Raw genomic sequence first — 21766 nt, forward strand, 5'->3', positions numbered from 1 at the left:
CAATACCGCATTATCTTGTATCCCGAACGCAGCGAACCACTACATATAGGGTTTCGTGCAAAATCACACACAAAAGTCAACCCGCAAAATCAAGCGATTTTCCGGGCTGAACTTCAGGTGATTTCAGCAGCCAAACCGCTCCTGCGGAGGCGACCGAGGCAAGCCCTTTCAGGGCGTTGTTCGGGTATGAGTGTTGCAGGCAACGCCTGGCACTCATCAGCACCGGTTTTTGGGTTTACCCAGAACCTTTGACTTCGGCCAGGGAGCGGCAAGCTATTGCCCCTTATTCCTGAGTCTGTCCCGAAGTCGGTACGCCCGCGCGGGCGGATGCGTATGCATTGCGCATCCCGCCGGGCCATCGAGCAAGTGGACGGAACGGTGGGCGCCCAAAAGGCGCCTGAACAATATAGAAACTGTGGAGACACCCACCCATGCAAACCGACACAACTCGCGAGAACCCGCAGGCCAAGGTGCCGCAGGCCGCCGATTCCAACCAGGATCTGGCCGCCACCGCCCCTGGCCAACTGCGCGTGATCAAGCGCAACGGCACTGTCGTCCCTTACACCGACGACAAGATCACCGTGGCCATCACCAAGGCGTTCCTCGCAGTTGAAGGCGGCACCGCCGCCGCTTCGTCGCGCATCCACGACACCGTCGCGCGCCTGACCGAACAGGTTACCGCCACGTTCAAGCGTCGCATGCCATCGGGTGGCACCATCCACATCGAAGAAATCCAGGACCAGGTAGAACTGGCCCTGATGCGTGCCGGCGAGCAGAAAGTTGCCCGCGACTACGTGATCTACCGCGACCAGCGCGCGAAAGAGCGTGCCACCCGCGCCAACACCGACGCCGTGGTCGAGCCGCACCCGAGCATCCGCATCACCCTGGCTGACGGCAGCCTGGCGCCGCTCGACATGGCGCGCCTGAACACCATCATCAGCGAAGCCTGCGAAGGCCTGGCCGAAGTCGATGGCGACCTGATCCAGCGCGAAACCCTGAAGAACCTGTACGACGGCGTAGCCATCAAGGACGTCAACACCGCCCTGGTGATGACCGCCCGTACCCTGGTCGAGCGCGAGCCGAACTACTCGTTCGTTACCGCCCGCCTGCTGATGGACACCCTGCGTGCCGAAGGCCTGGGCTTCCTCAGCGTTGCCGACAGCGCCACCCACCACGAGATGGCTGACCTGTACGCCAAGGCCCTGCCGGCCTACGTCGCCAAAGGTATCGAGTTCGAGCTGCTGAACCCGGCCCTGGCTGACTTCGACCTGGAAAAACTGGGCAAGGCGATCAACCACGAGCGCGACCAGCAGTTCACCTACCTGGGCCTGCAGACCCTGTACGACCGCTACTTCATCCACAAGGATGGCGTGCGCTTCGAGCTGCCTCAGGTGTTCTTCATGCGTGTGGCCATGGGCCTGGCGCTGGAAGAGAAAGAAAAAGAAGCCCGTGCGATCGAGTTCTACAACCTGTTGTCGTCCTTCGACTACATGGCCTCGACCCCGACCCTGTTCAACGCCGGTACCCTGCGCCCGCAGCTGTCCAGCTGCTACCTGACCACCGTGCCGGACGACCTGTCGGGCATCTACCACGCGATCCACGACAACGCCATGCTGTCGAAATTCGCCGGTGGCCTGGGCAACGACTGGACCCCTGTGCGTGCACTGGGCTCCTACATCAAGGGCACCAACGGCAAGTCCCAGGGCGTCGTGCCGTTCCTGAAAGTGGTCAACGACACCGCCGTTGCCGTCAACCAGGGTGGCAAGCGCAAGGGCGCCGTGTGTGCCTACCTGGAAACCTGGCACCTGGACATCGAAGAATTCATCGAGCTGCGCAAGAACACCGGTGATGACCGTCGTCGTACCCACGACATGAACACCGCCAACTGGATCCCTGACCTGTTCATGAAGCGTGTCTTCGATGACGGCAAGTGGACCTTGTTCTCGCCTTCGGAAGTGCCAGACCTGCACGACCTGACCGGCAAGGCCTTCGAAGAGCGCTACGAGTACTACGAAGCCCTGACCGAGTACAACAAGATCAAGGTGTTCAAGACCATCCAGGCCAAAGACCTGTGGCGTAAGATGCTGTCGATGCTGTTCGAGACCGGCCACCCGTGGCTGACCTTCAAGGACCCGTGCAACCTGCGTTCGCCGCAGCAGCACGTGGGCGTGGTCCACAGCTCGAACCTGTGCACCGAGATCACCCTGAACACCAACAAGGACGAGATCGCTGTCTGCAACCTGGGCTCGATCAACCTGCCGAACCACATCGTTGACGGCAAGCTGGACACCGTCAAGCTGCAACGCACCGTAAACACTGCCGTGCGCATGCTCGACAACGTGATCGACATCAACTACTACTCGGTGCCGCAAGCGCGTAACTCGAACCTCAAGCACCGCCCGGTCGGTCTGGGCATCATGGGCTTCCAGGACGCTCTGTACCTGCAGCACATTGCCTACGGCTCCGACGCTGCCGTCGAGTTCGCCGACAAGTCGATGGAAGCGGTCAGCTACTTCGCGATCCAGGCGTCCTGCGACCTGGCCGACGAGCGTGGCGCCTACGAGACCTTCCAGGGTTCGCTGTGGTCCAAAGGCATCCTGCCGCTGGATTCGCAACAGATCCTGATCGAAGCCCGTGGCCAGAAGTACATCGACGTCGACCTGAACGAAACCCTGGACTGGGCGCCAGTGCGTGCTCGCGTACAGAAAGGTATTCGTAACTCGAACATCATGGCCATCGCGCCAACCGCGACCATCGCCAACATCACCGGCGTGTCGCAGTCGATCGAGCCGACCTACCAGAACCTGTACGTGAAATCGAACCTGTCGGGCGAGTTCACCGTGATCAACCCGTACCTGGTCCGCGACCTGAAGGCCCGCGGTCTGTGGGACTCGGTCATGATCAACGACCTGAAGTACTACGACGGTTCGGTGCAGCAGATCGAGCGTATCCCGCAAGAGCTGAAAGACCTGTACGCCACTGCGTTCGAAGTCGAGACCAAGTGGATTGTCGACGCAGCCTCGCGTCGCCAGAAGTGGATCGACCAGGCTCAGTCGCTGAACCTGTACATCGCCGGCGCCTCGGGCAAGAAACTGGACGTGACCTACCGCATGGCCTGGTACCGTGGCCTGAAAACCACCTACTACCTCCGTGCCCTGGCTGCGACCAGCACCGAGAAGTCGACCATCAACACCGGCAAGCTCAACGCCGTTTCCAGCGGTGGCGACAGCGCCCCGGTCCAGGCCGCCGGCCCGGCGCCAGTGCCGAAAGCCTGCGCGATCGACGAGCCTGACTGCGAAGCCTGCCAATAAGGCCTGAATGCCGCGCGGGGTGCCTACCGGTGCCCCGCGCGGCATTTTTGTATCCGCGCCCCAGAGAAACCTTGCCCTTTGCCCACCGCTCGCGCGGCTCGGTACAAGAACAGGACCTCTCAAAACAGGACGCAAGCCCATGGCGCGGAAAAAGGTGGCAACTCGCAAGATTGGTCGCAACGCTGAAACCGGTCGTTTCACCTCGGTCGAAGTAGCCCGCAAATACCCCAAGACCCACATCGTCGAAACACTGCGCTCCTGTGGGAGCGGCCTTGTGTCGCGATAGGGGTGCGAAGCGCCCCCAGGTTTTCAGCTTCGCCGCATAAATCGCCGGGGCTGCCTTGCAGCCCTCTCGCGACACAAGGCCGCTTCCACAAAAATCGCGCCAACACCATATAGTGTGCGCAGAAAATAAAACGGCACAACATATAGTGCCATGCGCTTTTAGCCGCTACACTCCTTCCCCGTAGCAAACGGCACAAGCCTGGTGAACGGACGCACGCAAAACCGGTCGAAAAAGTTACTCTCGCCCGCCAGACGCGCGCCCCGATCGAAGGCGAATTCCGGTATACTGCGCCCCCTCTGAAAAAGGGCACCTTTCAATTGTCCTGGCCCCTCCCAGAGGCCTGGCCAGGTACAAGTCAAAACACATTCAGATGTAAACGAGAGTCAGCCTCTCGAGCTGTCCATTCGCCGTTACCGGCCTTGCGTCAGGCATCACATTTTTAAAATCCAACCGGTTGCCCCAGGGCGACCCTCAAGCAGGAGCCAAACCATGCTGAGCTGGGACGAATTCGATAACGAAGACGGCGAAGTAGCCGCCAAAGGCCACACCCCTGCGCAGGCCGCTGCCGCCGCTACCCTCGACAAGCTCGACAGCGCTGGCGGTGCCGCCGCCCTGGAAGCCCGTGCTACCACCGCGTCTGACTCCGAAGCAGTGAAACGCGCCAAAGCGTCGCTGAACGACCTCGACATCGCCGAAGGCCTGGCCGAGCTGGAAGGCTCCTCCGCCCGCGTTGCCGTTGACGAAAAGCGCATGATCAACTGCCGCGCCGACCTGAACCAGCTGGTACCGTTCAAGTACGACTGGGCCTGGCAGAAGTACCTGGACGGCTGCGCCAACCACTGGATGCCGCAAGAGGTCAACATGACCGCCGACATCGCCCTGTGGAAGAGCCAGGACGGCCTGACCGAAGACGAACGCCGCATCGTCATGCGCAACCTCGGCTTCTTCTCCACCGCCGACTCGCTGGTAGCCAACAACCTGGCCCTGGCCGTGTACCGCCTGATCACCAACCCGGAGTGCCGCCAGTACATCCTGCGCCAGGCCTTCGAAGAGGCGATCCACACCCACGCCTACCAGTACTGCATCGAGTCGCTGGGCATGGATGAAGGCGAGATCTTCAACATGTACCACGAGATCCCGTCGGTCGCTAAGAAAGCCGCCTGGGGCCTGAAGTACACCCGCGCCATCTCCGACCCGGAATTCAACACCGGCACCGTCGAAACCGACAAAGAGCTGCTGCGCAACCTGATCGCCTACTACTGCGTACTGGAAGGCATCTTCTTCTACTGCGGCTTCACCCAGATCCTGTCCATGGGCCGCCGCAACAAGATGACCGGCGTGGCCGAGCAGTTCCAGTACATCCTGCGTGACGAGTCGATGCACCTGAACTTCGGTATCGACGTGATCAACCAGATCAAGATCGAAAACCCGCACCTGTGGGATGCGGCGATGAAGGAAGAAGCGACCCAGATGATCCTGCAAGGGACCCAGCTGGAGATCGAATACGCCCGTGACACCATGCCACGCGGCGTGCTGGGCATGAACGCAGCGATGATGGAGGACTACCTCAAGTTCATCGCCAACCGTCGCCTGACCCAGATTGGCCTGAAAGAAGAATATCCGGGGACTACCAACCCGTTCCCTTGGATGAGCGAGATCATGGACTTGAAGAAGGAGAAGAACTTCTTTGAGACGCGCGTGATCGAGTATCAGACTGGTGGTGCACTGAGCTGGGACTGATCGTCCGGGCTGAGCATCGAAAAGGCTGCCGAATGGCAGCCTTTTTTATTGGCTGGTAAATGGCCAAACATGTTGTTGTATTGCTGATGTATGGGGTTTAACGGGGGGTTTTTGCCTGTGCTGGCCTCTTCGCGGGTGAACCCGCTCCCACAATGGAATTCGGTTGCTGGCATTGCCGTGGTTAACAGGCCATGAGTAGGTTGTTGCTTGCCTCGGCATTATGCTCTCTGAGGTGGCTAGGAAGCCGGAAGGACGGGTTTACTTCACGGCAAGTCAACTAAGGTTTCCAGCGTAACTGGGGCTGCTTTGCAGCCCTTCGCGGGCTTGCCCGCTCCCACAGGGACCGCGTAAATCATAGGCTCAGCGATATACCTGTGGGAGCGGGCGAGCCCGCGAAGGGGCGCAAAGCGGCCCCAATTTTCCTGACTGATTGGCATTAGAGGTCACCCGCGAACACCGGCATCGCCGGTGCTATGCACCGAGGCAGAATCTATAGATCATCCAGTTGGACTTTCACGCGCAGCGGAGAAGCAAGCCGCTCATTAACAGTCGCGATGAGGTCTTCGTCTTCCTCGGCCTCTCTGGCTGGCCCGAAGGGCAGCGTGCCCTGCTCGGCTACATATTGCAGCACTTGGTGCATGAGTTCAGAAGGGGTGACACCGAGGCGCTCAAGCTCTTCGTAAGCGCGGGCTTTGAGTTCGTCGTCAATGTGGATGTTGATGGACGCCATGGATCGGCCTTCGGGAGTTGAATCGCGTACGGGCTGTGCAGTAGCCCCAAGAATCCTACCGCCTGTGCCATTGCCGGGGCCGCTGTGCGGCCCTTTCGCGACACAAGGCCGCTCCCACATGGAATCGCGTAGCACGGGAAAATTGCGTTGGCCCACCTGGTTTGAGCACCCCGTAGTGGACAGGGAGCGCTCGGCCTCAACCGGTCAGTCGCTGCGCTAATGAGGAGGCCCCGCCCACGCCGACAAGAGGGGTACGGCACAACGAGGTGCCGGGACTGGACATGCCAGTCTACGTGGTCGAGGGCGAGGCCAGATCTGAAGATAGCGCAGGGTCGTGGCAGGGTCCACGGGCAATTGGTTTGGCTTTGTAAACCATGGTTCCGGTTTGCGTTGTAAACCATGTCCCCGGTTTACGATGTAAAGGATGTCTCCGGTCGTACACCGCGAAGCAGGTAATGGGGTGGATGGCACGGGCTTCGCCCGTGTTCGCGGGCAAGCCCGCTCCCACAGTGATCGCGCCAACTTTTAGATTTTGTGCACGACCGTTGCTTCCATAGGAGATCGTACCCGCTGTCAGTGAGTGCACAAGCCACCTTCGTCGTAGTATGTCTATAGAGCGCTCATGGTAGAGCTTTCGCAGCCATTTTGTGCTGCATCTACCCATGATTGCTCAGCCATTATGCGTTGACAGCCCACCTCCCCCTTGCTAATAATCGCCCACAGTTGTACGACAACACATAACAAAAACAACAATCAGTGGACGATCCCATGTCGACACCCATCCCGCTGCACCCACGTCTGTTGCACACCTCTCTTCTTCCGGCCGGCTGGCGTACGCCCACCAGCACCTAGCGCCCGGTTACCGCGCATTCACTCCTGGCCCTGACCGGCCCGTTAACTACCCGCCCCTGCCGCAGGCCGCTTGTGCGCGCCCGGTGGACGGGCTGCCGTACCCTTCGGGAGCACAACAATAATGAGAATCTGCCATACCCTTCCCTTCGCCCTGCTTGGTGCCGGGGTAATCGCCGGCCTGCCGGGCACCAGCCTGGCGGCGGGTTTTGTCGAAGACAGCAAGGCCACGCTCGGGCTGCGCAACTTCTACATCAACCGCAACTTCACCAACCCCGGTAACCCACAGAGCAAGGCCGAGGAATGGACGCAAAGCTTCATTCTCGATGCCCGTTCGGGGTTCACCGAAGGGCCGGTCGGGTTTGGTGTGGATGTACTGGGGCTGTGGTCGGTCAAGCTCGATGGCGGCGGCGGCACCTACGGCACGGCGTTGCTGCCACGCCATGACGATGGCAAGCCGGCAGACGACTACGGGCGGTTGGCGGTAGCAGGCAAGGCACGCATCTCCAAGACCGAGCTGAAGATCGGTGAGTGGATGCCGGTGCTGCCGATTCTGCGGTCGGACGACGGGCGCTCGTTGCCTCAGACATTCCGTGGCGGGCAGGTCACCTCTAATGAAATCGCAGGGCTGACCCTGTACGGCGGCCAATTCCGCGGCAACAGCCCGCGTAACGACGCGAGCATGGAAGACATGAGCTACGGCGGCGGCGTGTCGGACCGCTTCAACTTCGTCGGCGGCGAGTACAAGTTCAACCAGGACCGCACACTGGTAGGGCTGTGGAATGCGGTGCTGAAGGATGTGTACCAGCAGCAGTACCTGCAACTGAGCCACAGCCAGCCGGTGGGTGACTGGACCCTGGGTGCCAACCTGGGCTACTTCCATGGCGATGAGGACGGCTCCGAACGCGCCGGGCAGCTGGACAACAAGACCTACTCGGGGATGTTCTCGGCCAAGTACGGCGGCAGCACGTTCTGGGTGGGGCTGCAGAAGGTTGATGGCGATACCTGGATGCGGGTCAACGGCACCAGTGGCGGGACCTTGGCCAACGACAGTTACAACTCCAGCTTCGACAATGCCAACGAGCGTTCGTGGCAGGTGCGGCATGACTTCAACTTCGTCACCGTCGGGGTGCCGGGGCTGACCTTGATGAACCGCTATATCAGCGGGCGCGACGTGCATACCGGGGCAGTGACCGACGGCAAGGAGTGGGTGCGGGAGACGGAGCTTGCGTATGTGATCCAGAGCGGGGCGTTCAAGGATTTGAGTGTGAAATGGCGGAACTCGTCGATTCGGCGGGATTACAGCAACAACGAGTTCGATGAGAACCGGTTGATCTTCAATTACCCGTTGTCGCTGCTGTAACCAGCTCAACGCGGGCCCTTGTAGGAGCGGCCTTGTGTCGCGATCGGGGTGCGAAGCGCCCCCAGGATCTTGGCCTGACCACAAAATTGCCGGGGCCGCTTTGCGGCCCTTTCGCGACACAAGGCCGCTCCTACAAGGACCGCGCACAACTTTAATCAGTCACTGAGTTGTCATTGACAACTACCAAATTGACCGCCAATAATCAGCACGGTCATACGACAACCTACAACAATTAACAACAAGAGCCGGCCATGACCCCAAATCCCCTCAATCGCCTGCTGCTCACCGGAGCCGCAGGCGGCCTGGGCAAGGTCCTTCGCGAACGCCTGCAAGGCTACGCCGAGGTCCTGCGCCTTTCCGACATCAGCCCGATGGCACCTGCTGCGGGCCCGCATGAAGAAGTGATCACCTGCGACCTGGCCGACAAGGCTGCGGTACATGCGCTGGTCGAAGGCGTTGATGCCATCATCCACTTCGGCGGCGTGTCCACCGAGCATTCCTTCGAAGACATCCTCGGGCCAAACATCTGCGGCGTGTTCCATGTCTACGAGGCAGCACGCAAGCATGGCGTGAAACGCATCATCTTCGCCAGCTCCAACCACACCATCGGTTTCTACCGCCAGGACGAGCGCATCGACGCCCACTCCCCGCGCCGCCCCGACAGCTACTACGGGCTGTCCAAGTGCTACGGCGAGGATGTCGCCAGTTTCTACTTCGACCGCTACGGCATCGAGACCGTCAGCATTCGTATCGGCTCGTCGTTCCCGCAGCCGCAGAACCCCCGCATGCTCTGCACCTGGCTGAGCTATGACGACCTGCTGCAACTGGTCGAGCGCGGGCTGTTCACGCCCGACGTTGGCCATACCATCGTCTACGGCGCCTCCGACAACCGTACCGTGTGGTGGGACAACCGCCATGCCGAGCACCTTGGCTATGTGCCCAAGGACAGCTCAGAAGCCTTCCGAGCCGCCGTGGAAGCACAGCCGGCACCCGCCGCCGATGACCCGAGCATGGTCTACCAGGGCGGCGCGTTCGCCGTGGCCGGCCCGTTCAACTGAACCCACGCACGCCAGGAGGCACGGCCATGAACTGCGAACTGATCGTCGACGCGCGCAACGGCACCGGCGAAAGCCCCGTGTGGCACCCCAGCGAACAGGCCCTGTACTGGGTCGACATTCCCGCCCGCCAGCTGCACCGCTGGCAGGCGAGTGACGGCAAGCACCAGATATGGCAGGGCGACGAGATGCTGGCCTGCATCGCCCGCAGCGGTCAGGGCTGGGTCGCCGGCATGGAAAGCGGCATCTTCCAGCTCCAGGCCAAGGCCGACGGCAGCCTTGACAGCCGCCTGCTCAGCAGCGTGCCGCACGCCCAGGGCGGCATGCGCTTCAACGATGGCCGCTGCGACCGCCAGGGCCGCTTCTGGGCCGGCACCATGCTGCTGGACATGCAGCAAGGTGCCCACGTGGGGGCGCTGTACCGGCACGATGGAGAAGGCCACCTGCACCTGCAGCAAGACGGCATGATCGTGCCCAACGGCCTGGCGTTCAGCCCCGACGGCACACGCATGTACCTGTCCGACTCGCACCCCAACGTGCAAAAGGTCTGGGCCTTCGACTACGACATCGACAGCGGCACGCCGCACAACAAGCGGCTGTTCGTCGACATGCGCGGCTACCCCGGGCGCCCCGATGGTGCGGCAATCGACCAGGACGGCTGCTACTGGATCTGCGGCAACGACGCCGGTCAGGTGCACCGCTTCACCCCGGATGGCCGCCTGGACCGCTCACTTAACGTGCCGGTGAAAAAGCCGGCAATGTGCGCCTTTGGCGGCGCCAGCCTGGACACCCTGTACGTCACCTCGATCCGCCCCGCAGGCACAGACCTCAGCGACCAGCCCCTGGCTGGCGGGGTGTTTGCCCTCCACCCTGGCACCAGGGGCCTGGAGGAACCTGCCTACCGGGGCTGACGCTCTTTGCCGCACCCACACTTGCACACACGAAACCAGATAATAAAAACCACGGAGTTTCATCATGACCTTCAAACGCAAGCTGCTCCTTGCCGCACTCCCCTTTGCCTTCAGCCTGTCCATGCCCGCCTCGGCACTGGACATCAAGTTCGCCGAAATCCATCCGGCAGGCTACCCGACCGTGGTCGCCGAACAGAACATGGGCAAAAAGCTCGAGCAGGCCAGCAACGGCGACATCACCTTCAAGATGTTCGCCGGTGGTGTGCTGGGCTCGGAAAAGGAAGTGATCGAACAGACGCAGATCGGTGCCGTGCAGATGACCCGCGTCAGCCTGGGGATCGTCGGCCCGGTGGTGCCGGACGTGAACGTGTTCAACATGCCGTTCGTGTTCCGTGACCATGACCACATGCGCAAGATCATCGACGGCGAGATCGGCCAGGAGATCCTCGACAAGATCACCAATTCCGATTTCAACCTGGTGGCCCTGGCCTGGATGGACGGCGGCTCGCGTAGCATCTACACGAAAAAGCCGGTACGCAGCCTGGAGGACCTCAAGGGCATGAAGATTCGCGTGCAGGGCAACCCGCTGTTCATCGACATGATGAACGCCATGGGCGGCAACGGCATCGCCATGGACACCGGGGAAATCTTCAGCGCCCTGCAGACGGGCGTGATCGATGGCGCCGAGAACAACCCGCCTACCCTGCTTGAGCACAACCACTTCCAGAGCGCCAAGTACTACACCCTGACCGGCCACCTGATCCTGCCGGAACCCGTAGTAATGTCCAAGACCACCTGGAACAAGCTCAGCCCCGAGCAGCAGGCGATGGTCAAGAAGGTCGCGCGTGAAGCGCAGATGGAAGAACGCACGCTGTGGGACGCCAAGTCCGCCGCCAGTGAAGAGAAACTCAAGGCCGCGGGTGTCGAGTTCATCAGCGTGGACAAGAAGCCGTTCTACGACGCCACCGCCTCGGTACGTGAGAAATACGGCGCGCAGTATGCCGACTTGATGAAGCGCATCGACGCCGTCCAGTAACTGCGGCCCCTTCCTGAACGACCTCGGCAGTGCGGCGCCCGTCGCCCTGCCGCTTTGGTGATGCCCATGAAAAACCTTTTCCTGCGTGCGAACGACACCCTGTACCGCGGCTGCATCTGGATCGCCGGCCTGTCGATCCTGACCATGTCGCTGATCATCCCCTGGGGCATCTTCGCCCGCTACGTGCTCGGCACCGGCGCCAGCTGGCCGGAGCCGGTGGCCATCCTGCTGATGGTGGTGTTCACCTTCGTCGGCGCCGCCGCCAGCTACCGGGCCGGGGCACACATGGCCGTGGCAATGATTACCGACCGCCTGCCCCCCCTGCAGCGCCAGCTGGTGGCGCTACTGGTGCAGGTACTGATGATTCTGGTGTGCGTGTTCATGACCTACTACGGCACCAAGTTGTGCATCACCACCTGGAACCAGTTTCTGGCATCCCTGCCGGGTGTGCGGGTGGGCATGACCTATGCGCCGATCCCGATCGGTGGCGTGCTGACCCTGGTCTTTGTGCTGGAAAAACTCCTGCTGGGCGACCAGAGCCACCGCAAGGTGGTGCGTTTCGACCATGTAGAAGAAAGCGAAGGAGCGGCATAAATGGATGCGTTCATTCTGTTGGGCAGTTTCATCGCACTCATCCTGCTGGGCATGCCAGTAGCCTATGCCTTGGGCCTGTCGGCGCTGATCGGCGCCTGGTGGATCGACATCCCGCTCCAGGCGATGATGATCCAGGTGGCCAGTGGGGTTAACAAGTTCTCGTTGCTGGCCATTCCGTTCTTCGTACTGGCCGGCGCGATCATGGCCGAAGGCGGCATGTCTCGACGGCTGGTGGCCTTTGCCGGCGTGCTGGTGGGCTTCGTGCGCGGCGGGCTGTCGCTGGTCAACATCATGGCCTCGACCTTCTTCGGTGCGATTTCCGGCTCGTCGGTGGCCGACACCGCCTCGGTGGGCTCGGTGCTGATCCCGGAGATGGAGCGCAAAGGCTACCCGCGCGAGTTCTCCACCGCCGTGACCGTCAGTGGCTCGGTGCAAGCGCTGCTGACCCCGCCCAGCCACAACTCGGTGTTGTACTCGCTGGCGGCGGGCGGCACGGTATCCATTGCTTCGCTGTTCATGGCGGGTGTGATGCCCGGTTTGCTGCTGAGCGCGGTGATGATGGGCCTGTGCCTGATCTTCGCCAGGAAGCGCAACTACCCCAAGGGCGAAGTGATCCCGCTGCGCCAGGCGTTGAAAATTGCCGGTGAAGCGCTGTGGGGCCTGATGGCCATGGTCATCATCCTCGGCGGCATCCTGTCGGGTGTGTTCACCGCGACCGAATCGGCAGCCGTGGCGGTGGTGTGGTCATTCTTCGTGACCATGTTCATCTACCGCGACTACAAGTGGCGCGACCTGCCCAAGCTGATGCACCGCACGGTACGGACCATCTCCATTGTGATGATCCTGATCGGCTTTGCCGCCAGCTTCGGCTACGTGATGACGCTGATGCAGATCCCGTCGAAGATCACCACGGCGTTCCTGACCCTGTCGGACAACCGCTACGTGATCCTGATGTGCATCAACTTCATGCTGTTGCTGCTGGGCACGGTGATGGACATGGCGCCGCTGATCCTGATCCTCACGCCGATTCTGCTGCCGGTAATCAACGGTATCGGTGTGGACCCGGTGCACTTCGGCATGATCATGCTGGTGAACCTGGGGATCGGCTTGATCACTCCGCCGGTGGGCGCCGTACTGTTCGTGGGCTCGGCCATTGGCAAGGTGAGTATCGAGTCGACCGTGAAGGCGCTGCTGCCGTTCTACCTGGCGCTGTTCCTGGTGCTGATGGCGGTGACTTACATTCCGGCCATCTCCCTGTGGCTGCCTAGCGTAGTGCTTTAACTGAAATCGGGGGCCGCCTTGCGGCCCATCGCAGGCAAGCCAGCTCCCACAGGGACCGCGCAAGGCTCGAAGGCTGCGCCATCCATGTGGGAGCTGGCTTGCCTGCGATGGGCTGCAAAGCAGCCCCCTTGGCCCTACCTGCAAATGGATCCTGCACATGGCTGTCCCCTCCTCTGCTGCTCCCCTGTTCCCGCGCAAACTGGCAATCGCCCTGCTCGCCCTGCTGGCTTGCTCATTCGCTGGCAACCACATCGCCGCGCGCATCGCCTTCGATGACGGCACCGGCGTGCTGCTGGCGATTCTCTGCCGTTCTGGCATCACCTTGCTGGTGCTGGCCTGCCTGCTGTTATGGCAACGCCAGGCGCTGGGCCTGCCTGCAGGCACCCGGCGCTGGCAGCTGCTGCTCGGCCTGCTGATCGCCACCCAAAGCCTGTGCCTGTACTCGGCGGTGGCGCGCATTCCGGTGGCCCTGGCGCTGCTGGTGGGCAACACCTTCCCGATGCTGCTGGCGCTGCTCACCTGGGCGCTGGGTGGCGCACGCCCCACCGGCCGCACCGTGCTGTTCATGGGCCTGATCCTGTGCGGCCTGGTGCTGGCGCTGGATGTGCCGGCACGCCTGGCCGACAGTGGCGCGGCCAACCCGCACTGGGCGCTAGGGGTAAGCCTGGCCTTCGGCGCTGCCTGTGCCTTCGCCTGCGCCTTGTGGATCACCGACCACAAATTGGCTGCCGTGCGCGGCCCTGTACGCAGCCTGCTGACGTTGCTGATCGTGTTCTCCAGCATGCTGGTTGCAGGCGCAAGCGGCGTGATGCCGTCCGGTTTGTCACTGCCCGGCAGCAGCGCTGGCTGGGTAGCCTTGGCCAGCCTGGTGGTGCTGTATGGCCTGGCCTTCACCTTGCTGTTCGTGTGTGTGCCACGGCTGAACATGGCGCAGAACGCACCGGTGATGAACGTCGAACCCATCGCCACGCTGCTGCTGGGCTGGGCCCTGCTCGGTCAGCAGCTCGGCACCCTGCAATTACTCGGCGGCGCCGTGGTGGTGTGCGGCATCGTGCTGCTCACCTACCGTCGGGCCAGTTGATTGTTCATGTGAAAGGAGCCTTGAATGGCTGTGACCGAATTGCACCTGCAAGACCGCCTGACCCGCCTGAGCCTGGCGCCGGAACTGGGCGCCAGCCTGGTCAACTGGGAAGTGAAAGCGACCGGGCAAGCGCTGCTGCGCCATTCTGACCCGGCCGCGCTGGCCAGTGGTACGCCCCGACGCCTGGCCTGTTACCCACTGGCGCCATGGTCCAACCGTATTGCCGAGGGGGGCTTTGCCCGGCCGGAAGGGTGGCAGGCGCTGGCGCCCAATACCGCGCACGGCCCCTACCCGATTCATGGCAGCGCCTGGCAGCAGGCCTGGCAGGTGGAGCACCACAGCGAGCGACGCGCGCGCCTGACGCTGCACAGTGAAGTGCCGTTTGCCTACCAGGCCATACTGGATGTGCACTTGCATGAGGGGTGCCTGAACCTGGACCTGCATGTGACACACCTGGATGAGCCGGCTACCTGGTATGGGTTGGGCTTGCATCCCTACTTCCCGCGTTATCCCGATACCAGGCTGTACGCAGTGGCGCGCAAGGTATGGCTGGCCGAGGATGGGCGGTTGCCGTCTTACCTGGCCGAGGTGCCTGAGCAGTGGTGTTTCAATACCATTGGGCATTTGCCAGAGACGGTAGTCGACCATGCCTTCAGTGGCTGGCCGGGGGAATGCGTGATCGAGCAGCCTGGTGCCGGGTACCGGCTGGCGTGCAGTGCCAGCGGGGCCGAGCACTACTTGCTGTTTTGTCCGCAGGGGCAAGACTTTTTCTGCTTTGAGCCGGTGAGCCACCCGGTCAATGCGCATCACCTGCCGGGGCGACCGGGGTTGCGTCTGTTGAAGCGGGGGGAAGCGATGAACCTGGGGTTCAGGATGCAGTATCAGGCGTTGTAATTGCGTTGCCTGAAACAGGGGCTGCTGCGCAGCCCATCGCGACACGAGGCCGCTCCTACAGAAGAGACGCGATTCCCTGTAGGAACGGCCTTGTGTCGCGATGGGCCGCAAAGCGGCCCCAAATTCTCAAGCCTTATGCAAGTACCTCGGTCGAGCTCGCCATTGGCTTGACGGAAGACTCACCCCGCACCTCCCGCGCCACCTTCCACACCAGCACCGCTGCGACGATATCGAACGCTGCCAGCACCACGAACAGCGGGCTGTAGCCAATCTGCGTAACCAGCACCCCGAACACCAAGGTAAACGCCGCTGCCCCAAGGTATCCGCACATGCCGCCCATGCCGGTCGCCGTGGCCACCTGGTCCTTGCTGAACGAGTCCGAAGTGATGGAGTACAGCGCCCCCGACAACGTCTGGTGGGCGAACCCGCCAATGCACAGCAGCAGGATCGCCGTATACGGGCTTTCCACCAGGCCAATGCAGGCTGGGCCGATCATGCAACTGGCACCGAACACCAGCACCATCTTGCGCGAAGTGAACAGCGACACCTTGAAGTAACGGTGGAACAGCGGGCTGAGGTAGCCGCCCAACACACAACCGATGTCGGCAGCCAGGAACGGCAGCCAGGCGAACATCGCGACTTCCTTGATGTTCATGTGCCGCTCGGTCATCAGGTACAGCGGAATCCAGGCGTTGAAGGTTTGCCAGGCCGGCTCGGAGAGAATCCGCGCCGAAGCGATGGCGTAGAAGTTACGGGCCTTGAAGATGCGCTTCCACGCACCTTTCTCGCGGCTGTCCTGTTTGAAGTGCGCTTCCTGGCCGGCCAGGATGTAGTCGCGCTCTTCATCACTCAGCCGCTTCTGGTCGCGCGGGTGCTTGTACAACAGCATCCACAGCAGGGTCCAGACAATACCGGAGACGCCAACGATCACGAATGCCAGCTGCCAGCCACTGTGCAGGATCGCCCACACCACCAGTGGCGGCGCCAGCAAGGCGCCAAGCGACGAGCCGATGTTGAACCAGCCGATCGCCACCGAGCGCTCCTTGGCCGGGAACCACTCGGTGGTGGCCTTGACCCCGGCCGGCAAGCCTGCGGCTTCGGTCATGCCCAGCAGCCCTCGCATAAAGGCCATGCTCTGCCAGCCGGTGGCCAGGGCCGCGCCGGCGCAGGCCACCGACCAGGCCATGGCGAACACGGCAAAGCCCAGCTTGGTGCCGATGAAGTCGATGAACCAGCCGGCAACCGGCTGCATGAGGGCGTAGCACACCTGCCAACTGGCAACGATCTTGGCGTATTGCTCGGTGCTGATGGAGAGGTCGGTCATCAAGGTGGGGGCGGCCACCGAGAGGGTGTTGCGGGCGAGGTAGTTGACGACGAGCCCGGCCGTGACAAGGCTGACCATCCACCAACGGATGCCTTTCATCTTCATGGATCACCTGAATTTCTTGTTTTTAGAGTGGCGAGCAATTGGCCCAAACGCCGGCAGGGCTATTTGCGACAAATTGTTTCAGGCGAAAGATTGCCACGTCATAGGTCGTCGTACAACACTTATTATTTCTGGATGTTTCCCCTTTCGTTGTACGATCTCAATCCAACTGCTGCGCCCGCAGTGCCTGTGCCAGCATGTCGATGAAGGCCCTGACCTTGGCCGAGCCGTACTTGCTTTCGCGGTGCAACACATGAATGGGCCAGGGCGCCTCTTCGTACTCGGCCAAAATCACCTCCAACTGCCCACTGGCCAGCTCATCTGCCACCTGGTACGACAACAGGCGGGCAATCCCCAGTCCGCCAGTGGCGGCAGCGATAGCCCCGTCATTGCTGGTCACCGTCAGGCGCGGCTTCATGCGCACCAGGGTTGGTTCTTCTGTCACCCCAAAGCGCCAACCGGCACGGGGCGAGAGGTTGGTGGTACCGATCACCGCATGGTCGGCCAGGTCCGAGGGATGCTTCGGCACGCCATGGCGCGCCAGGTACTCGGGGGAGGCACACAACATGCGCCGCACCCTGCCGACCCGCAACGCCTTCAACCCGGAGTCGGGCAGCGGGCCGATGCGCACGGCCACGTCCATGCCCTCCTCGACCATGTTCACCACGCGGTCGAGAAAGTAGGCGGACACATCGACTTCTGGGTACTGCTGCAGGTAGCGGACGATGCACGGCATGACGAATTTCTTGCCGAACAGAATCGGCGCGGTCACTGCCAGCTCGCCTTTGGGGGTGGCGTTGATGCCGGCAGCCGCTTCGTTGGCCTCGTGGATGCTGGCGAGTATATGCCGGGTGTCTTCCAGGTAGCGGCCGCCGGCTTCGGTCAGGCGCACGCTGCGGGTGGTGCGCAGCAGCAGCTTGACCCCGAGCTGGTCCTCCAGGGCGCTGACGGCCCGGGTGACCGCCGCCGGGGAAATGTCCAGGCGGCGGGCGGCAGCGGCAAAGCTTTCCAGCTCACCTACGGCGACGAACACCTTCATCAGGTGGATCTGGTCCATGCGGGCTCCTGTCATCGGGGAGTGGGAATTATCGGATATCCAGCAGTTTTGTGCTGCCTGTACCGGCCTCATCGCCGGCAAGCCAGCTCCCACCTCGAGCGCATCGACCTCAAGGCATGTGCAATCCCTGTGGGAGCTGGCTTGCCGGCGATGAGGCCAGTGCAGGCGTGTCAGATGTCCAGCACCAGCGCCTGTATCCCCTCCTCCACTCGCGCCGGCACAGCACAACAGATCAACACCGATCCCGCCTCCGGCAGCTCTGCCGGTGGGTTCGGGTAATGCACCTGGCCGCTCACCAGCCTGGTCTTGCAGGTACCGCACGACCCACCCCGGCAACTGAACTCCGGCGCCAGCCCGCGAGCCTCGGCCAGTTCCAGCAGGGTGCCGCTGCCTGGTGCCCAGCGCGCTTCCTTGGCCGACGCCGCGAAGTACACCGGAACTGGCTCGCTGGCCGCAGGCGGCTGTTGCAAGGTGGGCTGGCCTGCATCCGTGTGCCGCCGCAGCGTCGACGGGCCAAAGGCTTCAGCGTGAATCCGCGCATCCGGCACATGCACCGTGCGCAGCCCTTCATACAGGTCCTGAGTAAAGCTGCCCGGGCCACACAGGTAGAAATCGTAGTCGTCCAGCGCCAGCGTCGCCTTGACCTGCTCGATGCCCAGCCGGCCGGCAAACTCGTAATCTTGCCCGGCCACGGCATGGTCTTCTGGCTGGCTGAGGGCGCGATGAACATGCAGCAAGCCGCCGGCCTGGTACCGCAAGCTCGCCAGCTCCTGCCCGAATGGCAGATCGGCCAGGCTGCGAGCGCCATGGAACAGGTGGATGCGCCGTGCCTGCCCTTTGCTCAGTTGCTCACGCAGCATGGCCAGCAACGGCGTGATACCCACGCCCGCGCCAATCAGCACAAGCGGGCGCGTACCCTGCTCATCCAGCGTGAAACTGCCCATAGGCGGGCGCACATCAAGCACATCACCTGGCGCGATGTGCGCATGCAGGTGTCGAGATACAGGCCCTTGTGCTTTTACGCTGATACGCAGGTAGCCATCGGAGGGTGCGCTCGACAAGCTGTAGGTACGGATCATCGAGGCTTCATTACCAACCTGGACTTGCACCGGAATATGCTGCCCTGGCGCAAAGACCACGCGGCTATCGCTGGGCGGCTCAAGGTAGAACGAGCGGATATCGCGGCTCTCCTGCTCCACCCGCAGCACACGCCAGGCCTGCCATTGGCGCTGCCGCTGGCGTTGCTGCAGGCGTGCGTCGGCTTCGGCCCAGGTGCCGGTCATCAGGCTGGTCGGTGCGTACTCCTTGAAGGCCCAGCGCAGGGAAACCGCAGCCGGGCGCCACACCACCTGCTCGACCTCCAGCGTCCACAGCCGCTCGGCACCTTCGAAGGCCTGGATGGCCGGGCTGTCCAGCAGCACCTCGGCACGCCCGCACAGCTGCAGCACGTTGCCGTTGCTGAAGTCGATGAACAGCAAGCCGGCCCGCGGGTTCACCAACAAGTTGCCCAAGGTGTTGAAGTGCAGGTTGCCCGCGTAGTCGGGAATGGTCAGCCGATTGCCCTGGACCTTGACGAACCCTGGCCGGCCGCCACGGTGAGAGACATCCACCGAGCGCTGGCCGTCGCCTTGCTCGACATAGCTGGCGACGAAGAACGTGTCGGCGGCCTGGATCATGCTGACGGTTGTGGCATCCAGTGTTGTCGCATCGACACGCGCCTGGGCGGGCTCGGTGACGCGGGTGTAGTCACGCAACTGGATGTACTGCGGGCAGTTGCCGAACGACTGCTCCACCCTCACCTGCAGTTGCCCTTGCGCAGCCTGACGGATCTGCCCGTTGATGCGATTACGCCGACGGGTGTGCAGTTCGATACCCAGCAGGCCAACCGCCTGCCCGGCTACCAGCCCCGGGGTGGCGGGATCATCTGCAGGCAACGTGGTGTCGATCGTCAGCACGCGGGGGTCGGGCGAGCTGACGAAACCTTCTGGCCCTTCCAGCAGGGTGGCCCAAGGCCGACCCAGGGCGTCGACGCTGGCAGCGATCATGAACGGCAGCTGGTGATAGAACATGCGGTGCTGGTCGGGCATGTGGTCACGAATGACCTTTTGTCCGAACGCCTCCATGCGCTCTGCTACACCGACCTTTTCCTGCAGGGTTTTCTCGCCCGCATGCCAGGGCGAGGGGCGGTGGTCCGGGGTCTGTTGCATGGCGGCGTTCCTCCCGATGGCGGGGTGTCAGGCGCTGGTCTGCAGCCCGATCACAGTGCGTGGCATGGGCACGAAGCCCGGCAGCGACTCGATCCTTGCCAGCCAGCTGCGCACGTTGGCGTAGGGCTCCAGCGACACGTTGCCTTCGGGGGCATGGGCGATGTACGAGTAGTTGGCGATGTCGGCGATGGTGGGCGTGCTGCCCGCCAGGAATGGCAGCTTGGCCAGCTCGGCGTCGATCACCTTGAGCAGTGTGTGGGCACGGGCAATGACTTCGTCGGTGTTGAACGCTGCGCCGAACACAGTCACCAGGCGCGCGGCAGCGGGGCCAAAGGCCAGCGGGCCGGCAGCAATCGACAACCAGCGTTGCACACGGGCAGCGGCAGCAGGCTCTTCGGGCAACCAGGTGGCGTTGTCATACTTTTTGGCCAGGTAGACGAGGATGGCGTTGGAATCGGCAATCACCGTACCGTTGTCATCGATGACCGGGACTTGGCCGAACGGGTTGAGGGCCAGGAAATCCGGCTGCTTGTGAGCACCTTTGGCCAGGTCGACGAACACCAGCTCGGTGGGCAGGTTCAGCAGCGAGAGCATCAGCTCGATGCGATGGGCGTGGCCAGACTTGGGGAAGTTGTAGAGCTTGATCGGGTTCGACATGGGCTTGGCTCCTGGTCAGCACCGGAAATGGGCTGGTGGAGCACATGCTGCACTGAATCGTTTGGCAGCAGAATCAGTGCGCAGGGGAAACCATAATTTCGCGGGGCGGAATAATGGTTTCCAAAACTTGCGCTAGCTGGGAAGTATCAGGCTAGTGCAGCTTGTTGAAATGCCTGAACAGCCCACGCGCAGCTTCGACCACCTGCGGAACGCAGGCCTGGATATCGGCTTCGCTCATCTGGTCCAGCAGCTCGAAGTTATCTTCAAGCCCATGCAGGGAAATGGCTTTCAACAGTTGGTCCTGCTCCGGCGGTAACGCTTCCCAACCGGCAATCTGGGTGCCGCGCATGTAGCCGAAGCACCACTCCTCCATGACGATCACGCTACCTTCCTCGCCATCGCGTTCCTCGAACAGCGGCTCGAAGTGGTCGATGTTGTCACCCAGTTCTTCCGCCACTTGGTTGGCATAACGCAGCATCAACGCGGTGTACGCTTCTTCGTGCGCGGGCTTCTTGAACTTCGGCACCTTGCCACCGGCCACTGCGGGCAACCATTGCTCCGGGAAGACAGTGACCGGCGAACTGGCCAGCGCAGTGAAAAAGCCATTGAGCTCGGCCAGGTTGAGTACCGAGTAGTCGTTACCGTAGGTGATCAGCAGGTCTTCGAGGCGATCGAGTTCTTTGTCGCTGAGTGCGGGGAGCATGGGTGAAAATCCTGGGAAGCAAAAGTGTGTGCACCCTAGCACATGCTGCTGCGCCAGGAAGGTTTGCATGGTCTTTGCAGGAGCAGCCTTGTGCTGCGAAGAGGCCCGCACAGCCGACACATCACTGTCAGCTGTACGGGCCTCTTCGCAGCACAAGGCTGCTCCTACAACAGGACGGCACCGGCCTGTAGGGGGTTACACCGCCAGCGCGCGCTCACGCAGCTCGCTGTTGAGGATGCGGTCGTTCTCGCTGTAATCGACCGGGCAGTCGATCACGTGCACGCCTGGGGTCTTGATGCAGTGTTCCAGAAGCGGCAGCAGGGCTTCGGCGCTTTCTACGCGGTGGCCGTTGGCACCGTAGGCTTCGGCGTATTTGACGAAGTCCGGGTTGCCGTAGTCCAGGCCGAAATCGGTGAAGCCCATGTTGGCCTGCTTCCAGCGGATCATGCCGTAGCCATCGTCACGCAGGATCACCACGGTGATGTGCATGCCCAGGCGCACTGCCGTTTCCAGCTCCTGGCTGTTCATCATGAAGCCGCCGTCGCCGCATACCGAGATCACCGGGCGGTCCGGGTGTACCAGGTG

At 62.3% G+C, this 21766-nt stretch carries 17 protein-coding genes; 10 read left to right on the top strand and 7 right to left on the bottom strand.

The features are described from left to right. Positions 1-431 precede the first annotated feature (431 nt). Both AK81_RS24890 and AK81_RS24895 read left to right on the top strand, forming a co-directional pair. Positions 432-3311, top strand: coding sequence for a ribonucleoside-diphosphate reductase subunit alpha (locus tag AK81_RS24890; protein ID WP_043203511.1), 2880 nt, complete (start codon positions 432-434; stop codon positions 3309-3311). 775 nt (positions 3312-4086) lie between these two features. Beyond that, complete coding sequence (locus AK81_RS24895; RefSeq protein ID WP_043203514.1) at positions 4087-5337, top strand: ribonucleotide-diphosphate reductase subunit beta; 1251 nt, start codon at positions 4087-4089, stop codon at positions 5335-5337. A gap of 490 nt (positions 5338-5827) precedes the next feature. On the opposite strand, the gene AK81_RS24900 is transcribed toward AK81_RS24895, so the two are convergent. Next, a complete protein-coding gene (locus AK81_RS24900) occupies positions 5828-6067 on the bottom strand; it encodes a type II toxin-antitoxin system RelB/DinJ family antitoxin (protein WP_043203516.1) in 240 nt (79 codons plus the stop codon). Positions 6068-7040: 973 nt separating this feature from the next. Here AK81_RS24900 and AK81_RS24905 point away from each other — a divergent pair. From AK81_RS24905 to AK81_RS24940, 8 genes are all read left to right on the top strand, one after another. Further along, positions 7041-8279 carry an OprD family porin gene (locus tag AK81_RS24905; protein WP_043203518.1) on the top strand — a complete coding sequence of 413 codons (1239 nt, stop codon included), beginning with the start codon at positions 7041-7043 and terminating at the stop codon, positions 8277-8279. A 251-nt stretch (positions 8280-8530) separates the two neighbouring features. Beyond that, positions 8531-9337 (top strand): NAD-dependent epimerase/dehydratase family protein, encoded by an 807-nt coding sequence (locus AK81_RS24910; protein ID WP_043203522.1) that lies wholly within the window; start codon positions 8531-8533, stop codon positions 9335-9337. Between the two features lie 26 nt (positions 9338-9363). Continuing rightward, entirely contained in the window at positions 9364-10245 is an 882-nt protein-coding gene (locus AK81_RS24915; RefSeq protein WP_043203524.1) for a glucurono-1,5-lactonase, read from the top strand. A gap of 64 nt (positions 10246-10309) precedes the next feature. Further along, positions 10310-11281, top strand: coding sequence for a TRAP transporter substrate-binding protein (locus tag AK81_RS24920; protein WP_043203529.1), 972 nt, complete (start codon positions 10310-10312; stop codon positions 11279-11281). A 66-nt stretch (positions 11282-11347) separates the two neighbouring features. Next, entirely contained in the window at positions 11348-11875 is a 528-nt protein-coding gene (locus AK81_RS24925) for a TRAP transporter small permease (protein WP_043203531.1), read from the top strand. Further along, entirely contained in the window at positions 11876-13156 is a 1281-nt protein-coding gene (locus AK81_RS24930; protein WP_043203534.1) for a TRAP transporter large permease, read from the top strand. Between the two features lie 157 nt (positions 13157-13313). Continuing rightward, the gene (locus AK81_RS24935; protein WP_043203536.1) at positions 13314-14237 is read left to right on the top strand and encodes an EamA family transporter; all 924 of its coding nucleotides are present in this window, start codon (positions 13314-13316) and stop codon (positions 14235-14237) included. Between the two features lie 24 nt (positions 14238-14261). Next, on the top strand, positions 14262-15131 hold the full coding sequence (locus AK81_RS24940) for an aldose 1-epimerase (protein WP_043203539.1): 870 nt from the start codon (positions 14262-14264) through the stop codon (positions 15129-15131). A gap of 133 nt (positions 15132-15264) precedes the next feature. Here AK81_RS24940 and AK81_RS24945 read toward each other — a convergent pair whose 3' ends face one another. From AK81_RS24945 to AK81_RS24970, 6 genes are all read right to left on the bottom strand, one after another. Continuing rightward, a complete protein-coding gene (locus AK81_RS24945) occupies positions 15265-16560 on the bottom strand; it encodes an MFS transporter (protein ID WP_043203542.1) in 1296 nt (431 codons plus the stop codon). Between the two features lie 157 nt (positions 16561-16717). Next, positions 16718-17614: a LysR family transcriptional regulator gene (locus AK81_RS24950; RefSeq protein ID WP_043203545.1), complete on the bottom strand. Its 897-nt coding sequence runs from the start codon at positions 17612-17614 to the stop codon at positions 16718-16720. A gap of 170 nt (positions 17615-17784) precedes the next feature. Beyond that, positions 17785-19821 (bottom strand): pyridoxamine 5'-phosphate oxidase family protein, encoded by a 2037-nt coding sequence (locus AK81_RS24955; protein ID WP_043203547.1) that lies wholly within the window; start codon positions 19819-19821, stop codon positions 17785-17787. Positions 19822-19848: 27 nt separating this feature from the next. After that, the gene (locus tag AK81_RS24960; protein ID WP_043203549.1) at positions 19849-20478 is read right to left on the bottom strand and encodes a glutathione S-transferase family protein; all 630 of its coding nucleotides are present in this window, start codon (positions 20476-20478) and stop codon (positions 19849-19851) included. A 151-nt stretch (positions 20479-20629) separates the two neighbouring features. Continuing rightward, positions 20630-21181, bottom strand: a complete 552-nt coding sequence (locus AK81_RS24965) for a UPF0149 family protein (RefSeq protein ID WP_043203552.1) — start codon at positions 21179-21181, stop codon at positions 20630-20632. Between the two features lie 195 nt (positions 21182-21376). Then, on the bottom strand, positions 21377-21766 hold a 390-nt coding region (locus AK81_RS24970; RefSeq protein WP_043203553.1), incomplete at its 5' end, for a thiamine pyrophosphate-dependent enzyme.

Origin of the sequence: Pseudomonas putida W15Oct28 (assembly GCF_000708715.2) — a bacterium.
Taxonomy (GTDB): Bacteria; Pseudomonadota; Gammaproteobacteria; order Pseudomonadales; family Pseudomonadaceae; genus Aquipseudomonas; species Aquipseudomonas putida_R.

Excerpts from the sequence above, each read along its gene's own strand:
- AK81_RS24945 (WP_043203542.1), bottom strand. The coding sequence starts at position 16,560 with ATGAAGATGAAAGGCATCCGTTGGTGGATGGTCAGCCTTGTCACGGCC.
- AK81_RS24965 (WP_043203552.1), bottom strand. The coding sequence starts at position 21,181 with ATGCTCCCCGCACTCAGCGACAAAGAACTCGATCGCCTCGAAGACCTG.
- AK81_RS24900 (WP_043203516.1), bottom strand. The coding sequence starts at position 6,067 with ATGGCGTCCATCAACATCCACATTGACGACGAACTCAAAGCCCGCGCT.
- AK81_RS24940 (WP_043203539.1), top strand. The coding sequence starts at position 14,262 with ATGGCTGTGACCGAATTGCACCTGCAAGACCGCCTGACCCGCCTGAGC.
- AK81_RS24930 (WP_043203534.1), top strand. The coding sequence starts at position 11,876 with ATGGATGCGTTCATTCTGTTGGGCAGTTTCATCGCACTCATCCTGCTG.
- AK81_RS24925 (WP_043203531.1), top strand. The coding sequence starts at position 11,348 with ATGAAAAACCTTTTCCTGCGTGCGAACGACACCCTGTACCGCGGCTGC.
- AK81_RS24890 (WP_043203511.1), top strand. The coding sequence starts at position 432 with ATGCAAACCGACACAACTCGCGAGAACCCGCAGGCCAAGGTGCCGCAG.
- AK81_RS24910 (WP_043203522.1), top strand. The coding sequence starts at position 8,531 with ATGACCCCAAATCCCCTCAATCGCCTGCTGCTCACCGGAGCCGCAGGC.
- AK81_RS24920 (WP_043203529.1), top strand. The coding sequence starts at position 10,310 with ATGACCTTCAAACGCAAGCTGCTCCTTGCCGCACTCCCCTTTGCCTTC.
- AK81_RS24895 (WP_043203514.1), top strand. The coding sequence starts at position 4,087 with ATGCTGAGCTGGGACGAATTCGATAACGAAGACGGCGAAGTAGCCGCC.
- AK81_RS24935 (WP_043203536.1), top strand. The coding sequence starts at position 13,314 with ATGGCTGTCCCCTCCTCTGCTGCTCCCCTGTTCCCGCGCAAACTGGCA.
- AK81_RS24955 (WP_043203547.1), bottom strand. The coding sequence starts at position 19,821 with ATGCAACAGACCCCGGACCACCGCCCCTCGCCCTGGCATGCGGGCGAG.
- AK81_RS24950 (WP_043203545.1), bottom strand. The coding sequence starts at position 17,614 with ATGGACCAGATCCACCTGATGAAGGTGTTCGTCGCCGTAGGTGAGCTG.
- AK81_RS24960 (WP_043203549.1), bottom strand. The coding sequence starts at position 20,478 with ATGTCGAACCCGATCAAGCTCTACAACTTCCCCAAGTCTGGCCACGCC.
- AK81_RS24905 (WP_043203518.1), top strand. The coding sequence starts at position 7,041 with ATGAGAATCTGCCATACCCTTCCCTTCGCCCTGCTTGGTGCCGGGGTA.
- AK81_RS24915 (WP_043203524.1), top strand. The coding sequence starts at position 9,364 with ATGAACTGCGAACTGATCGTCGACGCGCGCAACGGCACCGGCGAAAGC.